The 12,540-nt window shown below is 51.9% G+C and carries 11 protein-coding genes; 8 read left to right on the top strand and 3 right to left on the bottom strand.

Annotation, left to right across the window (positions count from 1 at the left end):
• Position 1: 1 nt before the first annotated feature.
• Positions 2-2,512 (bottom strand): type VI secretion system Vgr family protein, encoded by a 2,511-nt coding sequence (locus LT85_RS19525; RefSeq protein WP_038492216.1) that lies wholly within the window; start codon positions 2,510-2,512, stop codon positions 2-4.
• A gap of 299 nt (positions 2,513-2,811) precedes the next feature.
• Here LT85_RS19525 and LT85_RS19520 point away from each other — a divergent pair, with 299 nt between their 5' ends.
• The 3 genes from LT85_RS19520 to LT85_RS26985 all read left to right on the top strand — a co-directional run bounded on the left by LT85_RS19520 (position 2,812) and on the right by LT85_RS26985 (position 5,316).
• On the top strand, positions 2,812-3,558 hold the full coding sequence (locus LT85_RS19520; protein WP_216595029.1) for a hypothetical protein: 747 nt from the start codon (positions 2,812-2,814) through the stop codon (positions 3,556-3,558).
• 1 nt (position 3,559) lies between these two features.
• Entirely contained in the window at positions 3,560-4,447 is an 888-nt protein-coding gene (locus LT85_RS26990; RefSeq protein ID WP_216595028.1) for a hypothetical protein, read from the top strand.
• A gap of 83 nt (positions 4,448-4,530) precedes the next feature.
• Positions 4,531-5,316: a zinc ribbon domain-containing protein gene (locus LT85_RS26985; RefSeq protein WP_216595027.1), complete on the top strand. Its 786-nt coding sequence runs from the start codon at positions 4,531-4,533 to the stop codon at positions 5,314-5,316.
• A 257-nt stretch (positions 5,317-5,573) separates the two neighbouring features.
• Here LT85_RS26985 and LT85_RS19510 read toward each other — a convergent pair whose 3' ends face one another.
• Both LT85_RS19510 and LT85_RS19505 read right to left on the bottom strand, forming a co-directional pair.
• Positions 5,574-6,173 (bottom strand): hypothetical protein, encoded by a 600-nt coding sequence (locus LT85_RS19510; RefSeq protein ID WP_038492213.1) that lies wholly within the window; start codon positions 6,171-6,173, stop codon positions 5,574-5,576.
• Between the two features lie 214 nt (positions 6,174-6,387).
• Positions 6,388-7,290 carry a site-specific integrase gene (locus LT85_RS19505; RefSeq protein ID WP_253273581.1) on the bottom strand — a complete coding sequence of 301 codons (903 nt, stop codon included), beginning with the start codon at positions 7,288-7,290 and terminating at the stop codon, positions 6,388-6,390.
• A gap of 203 nt (positions 7,291-7,493) precedes the next feature.
• On the opposite strand from LT85_RS19505, the gene dusA reads away from it, so the two are divergent.
• The 5 genes from dusA to LT85_RS19480 all read left to right on the top strand — a co-directional run bounded on the left by dusA (position 7,494) and on the right by LT85_RS19480 (position 12,422).
• Positions 7,494-8,540 carry a tRNA dihydrouridine(20/20a) synthase DusA gene (gene dusA, locus LT85_RS19500; protein ID WP_038492210.1) on the top strand — a complete coding sequence of 349 codons (1,047 nt, stop codon included), beginning with the start codon at positions 7,494-7,496 and terminating at the stop codon, positions 8,538-8,540.
• 267 nt (positions 8,541-8,807) lie between these two features.
• The gene (gene ribBA, locus LT85_RS19495; RefSeq protein WP_038492206.1) at positions 8,808-9,920 is read left to right on the top strand and encodes a bifunctional 3,4-dihydroxy-2-butanone-4-phosphate synthase/GTP cyclohydrolase II; all 1,113 of its coding nucleotides are present in this window, start codon (positions 8,808-8,810) and stop codon (positions 9,918-9,920) included.
• A 124-nt stretch (positions 9,921-10,044) separates the two neighbouring features.
• Positions 10,045-10,530 carry a 6,7-dimethyl-8-ribityllumazine synthase gene (gene ribH, locus LT85_RS19490; protein ID WP_038492203.1) on the top strand — a complete coding sequence of 162 codons (486 nt, stop codon included), beginning with the start codon at positions 10,045-10,047 and terminating at the stop codon, positions 10,528-10,530.
• 117 nt (positions 10,531-10,647) lie between these two features.
• On the top strand, positions 10,648-11,121 hold the full coding sequence (gene nusB / locus LT85_RS19485) for a transcription antitermination factor NusB (protein ID WP_038496877.1): 474 nt from the start codon (positions 10,648-10,650) through the stop codon (positions 11,119-11,121).
• Between the two features lie 131 nt (positions 11,122-11,252).
• Positions 11,253-12,422: a pyridoxal phosphate-dependent aminotransferase gene (locus LT85_RS19480; protein ID WP_038492200.1), complete on the top strand. Its 1,170-nt coding sequence runs from the start codon at positions 11,253-11,255 to the stop codon at positions 12,420-12,422.
• Positions 12,423-12,540: the final 118 nt, after the last annotated feature.

The following is a 12,540-nucleotide window of genomic DNA, read 5'->3' as shown; positions in this document are numbered from 1 at the left end:
TTCAGCTTTCCTTATTTTTTTGCAGCAGCAGTTTCATTCCCTGCGCGATGTCGTCCTTGGCAATCGATGTTTCGCCCTTGGCTGTCGTTTTCCCTTCCACGATCTGACCATTTGCCAACTGGATGCGGTAAGGCCGATTGGGTGTTGGTCGTCCGGTCAGTTGATCGCTGAGAATGAATTTTTCATTGTTGTGAACGTCAAGCTGCTCGAATTTCGGCAGCGGTAGTTTCATTTCACCTGGGCCGGACTTCTGAATGTCGATGATCTTGAGAATGAGATTGCCAGCGCCGCCGATTTCAACGTTATCGCCGGTGACTTTGACATAAGCGCTGCCGCCGCCGCTGATGACCGTACCGTTTGCGCCGTTAGCAATCAATGTGCCGTTGGCGCTGGTCAGGTGCATATCTCTTTCTGCAACCAGTTCCATCGCGTCCGATTGCGCCTGGATCAGCACCTTGCCACGCGCCGCAAACAGTTTAATGCCGAGCTTGTGCGCGAACAACGACAGCACATCGCTTGCAGCGATAACGACGTTGCGTAAAGCGCTGACATTGGCGTTAGCGGCAGTCGATACATGGACATCCTTGCCTGCCGCAATCGATACCCGTTCCGGTGTGGCGACTGCGACGCCTGCAGGAGCCGACAGCACCATGACCGCTTGCTTAAGTTCAGTCACGCTGTCTTTCAGCCATTGGTTCTCTGCCTTCAGATCCGCGATTTCCGCTTTCGCCACGCGGGCAGCGTCGGCCAAGCCGCTTGCGCCGGCAACGGCGAGTTGAAGCTGATTGAGCGCCGCTTTCATGTCGAGTTGCTGACCATTGGCCTTTGCCTGAGCATCTGCCGACAAGAACAAACCTTTGCCGGCACGGACGCTGCCCCAAAGGTCGGTACGAATTTCCAGCCCCTCGCCGCGCTTTTGTTTCTTGGCGTCGACCAGGTGGCCTAGGTTCAACTGGCTCTTGCCGTATTCGGTCGCCAGCTTGACATGCTCGAAACCCTCCCAGTCTTCCAGCCTGAGCTTGTTGTTGCTCTGCGTCCTGATTTCGTTGCGGCTCATCCAGCGGTTTTGATTGGTAATCAGGTCGCCGTTTTGACTGTCATGCAGTGCATGGGCGATGTAGGGCTTATCTGGATCGCCATCGTGGAAGGCCACCGCAACTTCCGTACCATCGAGTAAAGGAAAGTGAAAACCAGTCTGCACGCTACCTGCGAACGGCTTGGCTAACCGCATCCAACAGCTATTAAGCCCCTTCTGACGCGGATCGCGGTCGAAGTCAAACTGCACCATGTAGTCGCCTGCCTCATTCATGTAGGCATACGGATAGCGGTTCGGCGAAGCAATGCGGGCGCTGACCGTACCGCTGATCTTCGGCCAGTCGGCCTCATGCAGCGGCAAGCGGTAGATGCGGTCGGATGGAATGGCCGCGTAGGTATTGTGGTAGGCGGCATCGCGTGCGCCGTGGTGCGTGACACGGGTAATGAGCTGGCCGAACTCGGCATCAGGCAAGACCTTGTTGTTCAGACGGAACACCGCCCCCGGCACCAGGCCCAGCACATTACTTTTTCCTTGATAGACAATCTGTTCCGACAACGCTGCTTCATGGCGCAATTGTCCTTCCCACTTGGCCTGCGCCGGATCAAGGTGCAATGTGCCAAACGCATATGACTGACCGAAGGTAGTCTTGTCGTTACGGGCCAGATTGACTTCGGTTTCTATCGGCGCTGGTGCGGCCTGGCGGTTGTAGTCTCTGACGATGAACGATTGTTGAATGTTTTTGCAGTGCGTCTCAAACGCATGCACCGCTTCGGCTCCGACGCTTTCGAGTCCGGCATTTTCGGAGAACGGTGCGGTCAGAGCAGGCTGGCGTCGGTAATGAGTAAAGTCATCCCCAAAATGGGCCACCTCTCCCCATTCTCCGGCGTCGATTCGAAACCAGATTCCACTACGGCGGCATAGGCGTTGGATGAAGGCGAGATCGCTTTCGTGCCATTGCGTGACAATCGGGCGTTTTTCGTAGGTGCGCAGCAAAGTGAAACTGAAATGGCTGTTGTCGCCCGCAAAGCCATGTTCGCGCAAGATGCTTTCAATAATTTTAGGGAAAGACTGATCCAGGAACAGGCGGCATCGCTTGACGTTACGCAACTGCGCCAGGCGCGATTCCAGCACCATTTCATAGATGGTGGCATCTTTGCTGCTGGCGAGTGTGCTAAAGCCGGTGACGATGCCTTGCGTCTTGCGTCCGTCGCCTAACGCTGGCAGACCGGGCAGCGCTGGTGGGTTAATGGTGAAGGTGGCAGGCATGCCTAAAAAACTTGCACGCGGTAGATCAGGGGCGGGATGCGTCAGACGGATTACAAACCGGCTCGGTTCTCCCATTTCTTCGACGCCGTCGAAACTGACGACGCTAAGATCCTTAGCGTGGACACCAGCCCGGCGAATCTCAAGGTGATAGGCTTGCTGGCCGCCTGAATTGAGCGACGACATCCAATCGTTTGCATCATTCTTTCCCATGCGCTGCCTCTAATAATTGTTTATACCGAAAACCAATATCAAAAATTAGAGTACATGTATATTAAATATTTGTAAATTGACAATTTTTTGCGATTTTTAGCCATTTCGACCCGGTGCGGCCAGTCATCCCTCACCACTCTTGCCCGCTAAATGTCGTGGTTTCGACTCAAATTTTTAAAATAGACGCACATAGGGGAATCCTGTCGCCCAGGCGCAGGAATACGTTGCAAAAAATCGACGCAAAATGACGCACCTGCGAGGTGTTTTGTCACCTGTGTCTATAATTGGCTCTTATTACAATGTTAAAAATCAAGAAGGGAGAAAAATTAATGGCTGAACAACATTCGCCGAGGCTTGCAATTTCTCATGTACTAGAGGAGCTTCACCAAAGTTTTGGAAAAAACATATCTTCGATTAATTCGAAATTTATGCCAAAACTGGATGAAATTGATTTGAATTCAAGAATTATTAATGAAGCAAAACAGCAGCTCTTATCTGGCTATTGTGATAGCACTGTTCATCGAAAAATATGCGAGGAGTTGCTGGACGAGGTTTTTTCAGACTTCTCCCTAGCAATGTATTTTTGTACTGCGGGCCTTATTGTCCCTTCCAGAATGTCTACGCGAAGAGCATTTGAGTTGGGATTGGCGGTTGTTTACATGTGGGACTTACCGCATGAGTACTGGGGCTGGCGAAACAAAGATGAAGACTTGGGGTTTTCCGGAATGGTGGCTCACCTTAATTCGATCGGTTATCAGGAGTACTTAACGCAGCTCGGTGGTCCGGAGAATAATAGCTGTATTTGTAAGCAAGGTGAATTTCAGGCGATTTATCGTGAACTAAGTAATACGGTACACGGCAAGATTGCTGGCTTACCCCAGCTTTCACCCGAGCGATATTCATCGACCCATGTTTCCGGATTCATTGGCGGGCAATTAGATCTAATAGCTCGCGCCCAAAGAAGCATTATTGAACTTGTATATGGCAGATTCGCCAAATTGGCGCCGAAAGTTGAAGAAGCATTTCCGCAAATTAACAGGAAATAATATGAGCATATCTAACAATGGACAGCAAGCATCTGGGGAAGATCTGTTGCAAACGGCTCGATGCGAAGATTTATTATACGAAGAAATTCAGCGCGTCTCTGTCTTAGGAGATTTTGAGCGCCGCCTTATAGATGCGCTTAAGGGCAGCGGCGCAAATCTAGTGGAAGGGGCACGAGGTGTCGGTAAGTCAATGTTGCTTCGCATGGCCGAGATTGAGTTGGATCAGACATTTGATATAGATAGAAAACTTGGCGTCTATGTCAATTTCAAAACAAGCACTCTATTGGAAGGGGTGAAGGCAGATGAACGTGACGCCTTCCAGATTTGGGTAAATATTAAAATTCTAGAAGCATTGCACGAGAAGCTTCTAACTTTAAATTTGATCGCAAAATCTGGATTATCTGATCCGTACCAACGCGTCTTTGGTATTTCCTCAGTAGGTGAGACAAAAGCTCTGTTGGAAGAGAAGATCCACCTTCTGCAAAAGCTGGCATTTAACAAAGCAGGCCAAGCAGACATCATCACTCAGATTGGCGCGGATTTTCTCGCTAAGGCTCAGGACACCAGCTTCCTTGTCAATATCATCAAAGAGGTTGCTGAGTTATTCGCGATCAATAAAATTGTCTTCTTATTTGATGAGGCTGCGCACACCTTTATTCCAGATCAACAAACCATATTCTTTGAAATTTTCAAACTTCTGCATGGAGGGAAAGTTGCATGCAAAGCAGCCGTATATCCCACAGTTACAAATTACGGTCGAAATTTCGAGGTAGGGCAAGATGCTATTGTGTTGCCAGTTGTGAGATTTGATCCCGGCGAGGCTGGTCGCCGCGAAACCGCACACATTTTCGCAGCATTCTGGAGAAACGGATCTCAACTTCTGCATTAAAAAAGAAAATTTTCGCTAAGGGGGCGGAGCTAGATCTATGCATTGATCTTTCGAATGGCAATCCTCGTGCGTTGCTGCATATTTTGAACAACGCTCTTTCCGGAAATGCGAACCTGACAGAGCGCGCCGTGAATCTGGCAGTCCAAAATTATGTTGACCAAGCCCTATTGCCATACCATCAAAGTTTGAATAAGCGCCTTCCTAAATACGCATCCCATATTAGGACAGGAATGGATTTGCTAAGAGGTTATGTTATTCCGGAAATTAGAACCAAAAATCATCGGAAGACAAAAAGCGAATATCAGTCAGCTTTCTTTACGGTACAACGAGATATGTCGCCAAATTTGAAATTGGCGCTCGATGTTCTGAGTTATTCCGGAGTGGTTTCGCAGCTTGGTACGGTAAAAATTGCGAACGGAACCGGGCCGCGATATCTGGTGAACTTAGCATTGATGGCTGCCGAAAAGGCTTTTGACACTCAGAAGACCTCAGAAGCAATCGCCCGCTTAAGTCTGACGGACTATCGTGAATTTTCATCAACAGATCCACAAATACAGACGTATTTAAGTTCGCTCTTGGCACCAAACGAAGCGTGTCCGGATTGTTCTGCTCCGATACTCTCGAATGCGAAGTTCTGCAGCGAATGCGGTTATAAGGTCGTCGCTACTTCAATTGTCAGCACATTGTTGGAGGAAAGTGTCAATGCATTGTCACTAAGTGAGCGGTTGCAGGACCGTGTACGCCCTAAATTCCCAACAGTGGGCTCGATAGTCCAAGCTAAGAGAGATGAATTGATGACAATTCCATATATTAAGGGAGTTCGATCACGAATCATAAAGAATGCTGCGGACGAGTTCATTTCCGGATGATGGCCTCTATGGCCACATTCCACACCGTCAACTAGGAGATGGAACAGACTTTTTATCGATGTTAACTGGTGTGCCGTTAAGGCATTTCTGTGTCAAATTCGCTCTGCAAAAATAAAAAGGCCAGTGTAATTGCTGGTCTTTGGTATTGCTAGAGTTTACGTGGTCTGCGGCGGTCTGGTGTGGTTTGTAATTGTGGGGCGGCGGGAATCGAACCCGCGTCCGCGACGAGCAACGCGCGCCCTCGCTTTACCCTGTCCTTAAACGTTCGGCCACAGAGCTGCAATATAGGATAGCTCTGCATCAACCATAGGTTTTGAGCGCGCAATATTGGCGCCGAGAATGTGGAGCTTCGCATTTCGAACGTCCAATATTGCCACTATGTCGGACGATTGAGCAATGGGCCGTAGTGCAATTTCCATTAACACCGTCGCCGGATCAATCCTCACCTTAAGTAGGGGCTCATCCTTTAAGTAGAGCTTGATGATGTACCGTTGACCGTTAACGATAAGCCCAAGCTCCGGATTTACATTTACAACAACCCCTGCATGTTCGTAGCTGGCCTTTGGGGGGTCAAACCACTCTATATTTTTGTGACCCCACCATTTCCGATACCCATCGATTACCTGATGATAGCTTCCGATCTTCTTCGCATCGGTAATTTTTGCAAGAATTTTGTCCAGTGCTTTTCGATCATTGCCCTCTATGTGCAGAGCAATCAGAGCTGAGCGAAGAGGGCGGTAGAAGTCTAGTGACGGATGATATGGCGGGCGGTTCTTGATTTGCGCAACCTTAGTCATTTTGGGCGAACCTGCTCGACAAATAACATCCAAGGCGTCAGATAGTGTTACATCAGGCATATCAAGCCTCTTAGGTGAAATGGCTGGCCAAAAACTAAGTGTACAGCGTTATTTGTTGCTTTCCATAAATTTCTGACTAGAGCTAGCCTGTCCGACTGGTGAGCCATTCCTTTCTTGATTACCGTGAATCTATATTTGCTAAGACCATCATCATGGAACGGTTTCCAAGCAGCTGGTAATAGAAGTCGCGTTCATACCCAGCTATTCATGGCTCTTACCGGTGAAGATCTTTAGCTCGGATTTGGGTATATCTGGCCAACATTTTCCAGTCACGATGACCAGATACTAAGGCAACTTGTTCGATGCGATAACCTTGCTCAAAAAGGCGCGACACGCCTTCGTGCCTCAGATCATGAAATCGCAAGTCTGCGATTTTCAGCGCATTACAAGCACGCGGGAAAATGCTGCTAATAGTGCCATCGGTAACTGGGAAAATTCGCTCGTCGTCCGTTTGTGGTTGGCGTTTTACTATGTCGAATGCATCTCCAAGTAAGGGGACTTCCTGGTCATTCCCTTTTTTTTCTTGAGGGTGTTTTCGGTCTCTGATAATGATAGTGCGGTCCACTTCATTTAAGTCTGCCCATTTTAGATTGATGATTTCCCCGGCGCGCATTGCTGTAGCGGTGGCAAAGCGTATCAAGTCGGACATCGGGACCTTTTGGCGCTTCCCCTTAGCATCAAAAAATACGCACAGTCTTTCTATTTCCTCGTGAGTTGGTCGCCGGTCGCGTTCTTTTGACTTTGTTGACAGGCCCAAATAGTGCATATTTGCTCGCGCCTGGGAAATGAAGTCAGCATTTACAGGAAGTCGCCATAGCTGTTTGGCAACTTTAAGAACGCTACCTAAATAAGACAGCTCGACTGCAATGGTGACGCCGCCGGCAGCTTTTTTAGTTAGTGTTGCAGCGCTTCTGGACTTTATGTGATCAATAAGCCGATCAGCCGTGAGATTGGGAAGTGTCAGATCCCCTAAAGCTATTTTTAGTGATTTCAGGACTGCCGCTTTGTTTTTCCCGAATGGTTTGGTCTGGCCTATCTCGTCTGTATACCGGTCTATCAAGGTGGATAGCGTCATGTCAGATATAATTCGCTCATCCTGGTATTTGAGCGCTCGCATGTCAGCTTCAGTCTTTGTGGCCCATTCTTGGGCCTTGCCTTTGTCTCAGAACGTCTGAGTCGCATCCGAAAATCCCTTGCGACGAATTTGAGCTCGCCAGCGTTTACCTATTTTAGTTATCGAGGCCATGTTTTTTTGTAGCAATTTTGTAGCAATAAAACATGATGCATGATAATAAAACATGAATTACAGTGAATATTGCAATGCTACCTAATACCTTCGAACCCCTTGTAAGCACAGGGAATTCAAGCAATAACCATGGTCGAAGAATTTCTGTTGCGCCCATGATGGACTGGACCGACCGCCATTGCCGCGTTTTCCACCGCCAAATCACGCGCCACACTTGGCTGTATACCGAAATGGTAACTACCGGCGCCTTGCTGCACGGCGATGTCCCGCGCCATCTTGATTTCGACGAGATTGAGCATCCGGTTGCCTTGCAGTTGGGCGGCAGCGAGCCGGCCGACCTGGCCAAGAGCGCCAAGTTGGGCGAACAATGGGGCTATGACGAGATCAACTTGAATTGCGGCTGCCCGTCCGAGCGGGTGCAGAAGGGGGCTTTTGGCGCTTGCCTGATGGCGGAGTCGGCGCTGGTGGCCGATTGCGTCAAGGCGATGCGCGATGCGGTGGCGATTGATGTGACCGTCAAGCATCGGATCGGCATCGATAAGACCGAGTCTTACGAATTCGTCCGCGATTTTGTCGGTTCCGTGGCGGAAGCCGGTTGCCAGACGTTCATCGTGCACGCGCGCAATGCGATTCTCAAGGGGCTTAGTCCCAAGGAAAACCGTGAAATTCCGCCTTTGAAGTATGAATATGCGTACCGGCTTGCGCAGGATTTTCCTGAGCTGGAAATCATCATCAACGGCGCTATCAAGACAACTGCCGAGATTGATTTCCACTTGCAGTACGTTGACGGCGTGATGCTGGGACGCGAGGCTTATCATAATCCCTACCTGATGGCGGATTTTGACAGCCGTTACTATGGTGACGCGGCTGCGCAGCTGAAGACGCGCGCTGAGGTGCTGGATGCGATGCTGCCATATATTCGCCGCCAGCTGGCCTTGCATGGCCAGGATGGCAAAGGCTTGCGCTTGAATAGCATCACGCGCCATATGCTGGGTTTGATGGCGGGAGTGCCTGGCGCCAAATCGTTCCGTCAGGCGCTGTCCGACTCGAAAAAACTGGCCTTGGGTGATCCGATGCTGCTGATTGATGCATTGGCAAACATACAACCATTGGCCGCCTGATAAGGCTAGTCTGGCAGCGATATCGGGTTTTAGACACAAACTGCGGCAAAGTAGTGTCCGTAAAACATTTTCAGTCTGCTAAATCCTTTAAAATAGCCACCTCTGGCTTATGTTTGAATAGCCAAGGGTTGCAACGAGGCCTGATAGGGGCCGAGCTGCTGCAACCGGCTTGCCGCAATTCAATTTAACGCTTTAACTTAACTCACATTCATGGCACGCGGACTGGCTTACGAAGAGCTTTCGCAGTGGCTGTCTTCAAGGCGAAACATGTCAATTGCAACTACCGAGGAAATCATTGCTGAACTCCGTGCCGGCCGCATGGTGATACTGGTTGATGAAGAAGATCGTGAAAACGAGGGCGACCTGGTGCTTGCCGCCGATTTCGTTACGCCCGATGCGATCAATTTCATGGTCAGGCACGCGCGCGGCCTGGTCTGCCTGACCTTGACCGAAGAGCGTTGCGACCAGCTCAACCTGGGCATGATGACCAGCCGTAACGGCACCGCATACGGCACCAATTTCACGGTATCGATTGAGGCCGCCGAAGGCGTCACTACCGGTATTTCCGCCGCGGATCGTGCGCGGACTATCCAGGTGGCCGTAGCTGGCGACGCCAAGGCTGGCGATATCGTGCAGCCGGGTCATATTTTCCCGATCAAGGCGCGCAAGGGCGGCGTGCTGATGCGCGCCGGCCATACGGAAGCCGGTTGCGATCTGACCGAGATGGCGGGTTTGACGCCGGCAGCGGTGATTTGCGAGATCCTCAAGGAAGACGGCACTATGGCGCGTCTGCCTGATTTGCTGGAATTCTCGAAAGAACATGGTTTGAAGGTCGGCACCATCGCCGATCTGATTCACTATCGCGGCCAGCACGAAAGCATCGTCGAACGCCTGGCCGAACGCACTACCCATACGGCCCAAGGCACCTTCAAGACCATCGCCTATCGCGATACGCCTAGCGGCGGCGCTCATCTGGCGTTGTTACATGGTGAGCCGAAACCGGACGTCGAAACGCTGGTGCGTGTGCATCAGCCGGTATCGATCCTGGATTTGCTGGAAACCGAAGCCACCAACCATTCCTGGAACATGGCGTCGGCTCTGGCTGCGATCGCCGCTTCGCCTTGCGGCGTGGTGGTGTTGCTCAATTGCGAGGAATCGGCAGACCAGATATTCGCCAAGTTTGCAGCACTGGAAGCTGCCTGCAGCGGCGTCAAGCCGCCACCGCCGCGGGTCGATTTGCGGACCTACGGTATCGGTGCGCAGATCCTGAAAGATCTCGGCGTCGGCAAGATGAAACTGCTGGCCAGCCCGCGCAAGATGCCATCGATGACCGGCTATGATCTTGAAATTACCGGTTATCAAAACAAGCCGAATGCTTGAGATAGTTTTTTTAGTAGTGCCCTTGCAATAACAGTAGCTAACAGTAAAAAAGCGGCAATCTGTAGTAAGGCATTTTTTGTAGATTAATGAATAAAAAGCGCCTAGTGCGCATAAGAGGAAAGCCATGACAGTCGGAATTTACGAAACCAACCTGGATGGTGCCGATCTGCGTATCGGTATTGTGCAAGCCCGCTTCAACGAAGATGTCTGCCACGGCCTGATCTCAGCCTGCCTGGCGGAGTTGAAGCATCTTGGCGTGGCGGATGAGGACATCCTGCATGTCACCGTGCCAGGCGCCCTGGAAATCCCGCTGGCGCTGCAGAAGATGGCTGAAACCATGCAGTTCGATGCGCTGATCGCGATCGGCGCGGTGATCCGCGGCGAGACTTACCATTTCGAACTGGTATCCAACGAATCCGGCGCCGGCATCACCCGCGTCGGCCTGGATGCGGGAATTCCGATCGCCAACGCCGTACTGACCACCGAGAACGACGAGCAGGCCGAAGTACGCATGGAAGAGAAAGGCACCGACGCTGCGCGCGTTGCGGTGGAAATGGCCAATCTCTCGATCGCACTGGAAGAACTGGCCGAAGCCACCAGCGAAGAATAAAATGTCTTCGCGGGCCTGGCGGCGTGGATGCACCTTGCGCTGCCGGCTTGTGATGTGCGTTTCAAGCAAGCAGATAAGCAAGTAGATAAACAAGCAGTAAAACAAGCTGGAAAAACTATGACCACCACCAAAACTTTGCACGCCAATCCGAGCAAGAGCCGCACGCCGCGTCACCGCGCGCGCGAATTTGCGTTGCAGGGCCTGTATCAATGGCTGTTGAACAATGAAGACGTGACTGCCATCAGCGAGCATATCCGCCAGGCGCATGGCTTCGACAAGGCCGATGCTGAACATTTCAACTCGCTGCTGTATGGCGCGATCAAGGATGTAACTACTTTGCGCGCCGGCCTGGCGCCGTTGATCGATCGTCAGATCAGCGAATTGTCGCCGGTGGAACACGCGGCATTGCTGATCGGTGCTTTCGAACTGCAAAACCACGTGGAAATCCCGTATCGCGTCGTCATCAACGAAGCGGTGGAGCTGACCAAGTCGTTCGGCGGCATTGATGGCCACAAGTATGTGAATGGCGTGCTGGACAAGTTTGCCGCCAGAGTGCGCGCGGATGAAATCGGCGCCGGCAAGAAATCCTGAAGTCCATCTCTGTAGGTGGGGACTTGATATCGGCTCTGCACCATGCATAGCGCCTGAGATCGGTCTCCGATGTTTCAGGCGAGACCAGTTGTCGACGTAAGGGCGTGTCTCGCCATTCGGAAAATCTGTTCATGACATTCTCGCACCTGGCTTCACGTCTTGATAACATTGCACCGTTCCATGTAATGGAACTGGCAAAAATGGCGGCAGCGCTGGAACAGCAAGGCCGCCATATCATCCATATGGGTATCGGCGAACCGGATTTCACCGCCGCGCCGCTGGTGATCGAGGCGGCGGCCAAAGCCATGGCCGACGGCAAAATGCAATATACCTCGGCCACCGGATTACCGGCGCTGCGCGCAGCGATCTCCGGCCACTATAAACAGGTGTACGGGCTTGATATTGCACCTGGACGTATTGTCGTCACCGCCGGCGCCTCCGCCGCCTTGTTGCTGGCTTGCGCGGCGTTGGTGGAGAAGGGCAGCGAAGTGCTGATGCCGGATCCCTCCTATCCTTGCAATCGCCATTTCGTCGCCGCCTTCGACGGCCGCGCGAAAATGATTGCCAGCGGTCCTGCCGAGCGTTTCCAGTTGTCCGACCAGATGGTGCGTGAGCACTGGGGCGAAGACACGCGCGGCGTGTTGCTGGCTTCACCCTCCAATCCGACCGGCACATCGATTTTGCACGGCGAACTGGGCAAGATCATTGCTACCGTGCGCGCCAAAGGCGGCTTTTCCATTGTCGACGAAATCTATCAAGGCCTGAGCTACGACGAAGCGCCGTTTTCTGCGCTGTCGCTGGGCGACGATATCATCGTCATCAACAGCTTCTCCAAATATTTCAACATGACCGGCTGGCGTCTCGGCTGGCTGGTGCTGCCGGAGCAACTGGTGGCGCCGATTGAAAAGCTGGCGCAGAACCTGTTCATCTGCCCGTCGTCGATTGCCCAGCACGCGGCGCTGGCCTGTTTCGAGGCGGACTCGCTGGCCCTGTATGAAGAACGCAAGAACGAGTTCAAGCGTCGCCGCGATTATCTGGTGCCGGCGCTGGTCGAATTGGGCTTCAAGGTGCCGGTCATACCGGACGGCGCTTTCTATGTCTATGCGGATTGCAGCGCCTTGAGCGACGATGCCGATCGCCTGGTCAAGGATATCTTGAACCAGGTCGGCGTCAGTATGGTTTCCGGTCTGGATTTCGGACCGCACACCGCGCAGACCTATATCCGCCTGTCTTATGCAACGTCGATGGATAACTTGCAAGAAGCCGTGCGCCGGCTTGGGCAATTTTTTAACAAAAAATAAGAGGCTGTTGCGAACACAGATGGCTAGGCGCGCCGACGAAGACAGTACGAGCAGTACGGCTAGGAGCGGATGGCCGCCCCGACGTAACAACGCCAGGTTAATTTCGCAACAGCCTCTA

The sequence above is a fragment of the Collimonas arenae genome (genome assembly GCF_000786695.1).
Classification (GTDB): Bacteria; Pseudomonadota; Gammaproteobacteria; order Burkholderiales; family Burkholderiaceae_D; genus Collimonas; species Collimonas arenae_A.
This window is presented reverse-complemented; position numbering and strand designations above follow the sequence as displayed.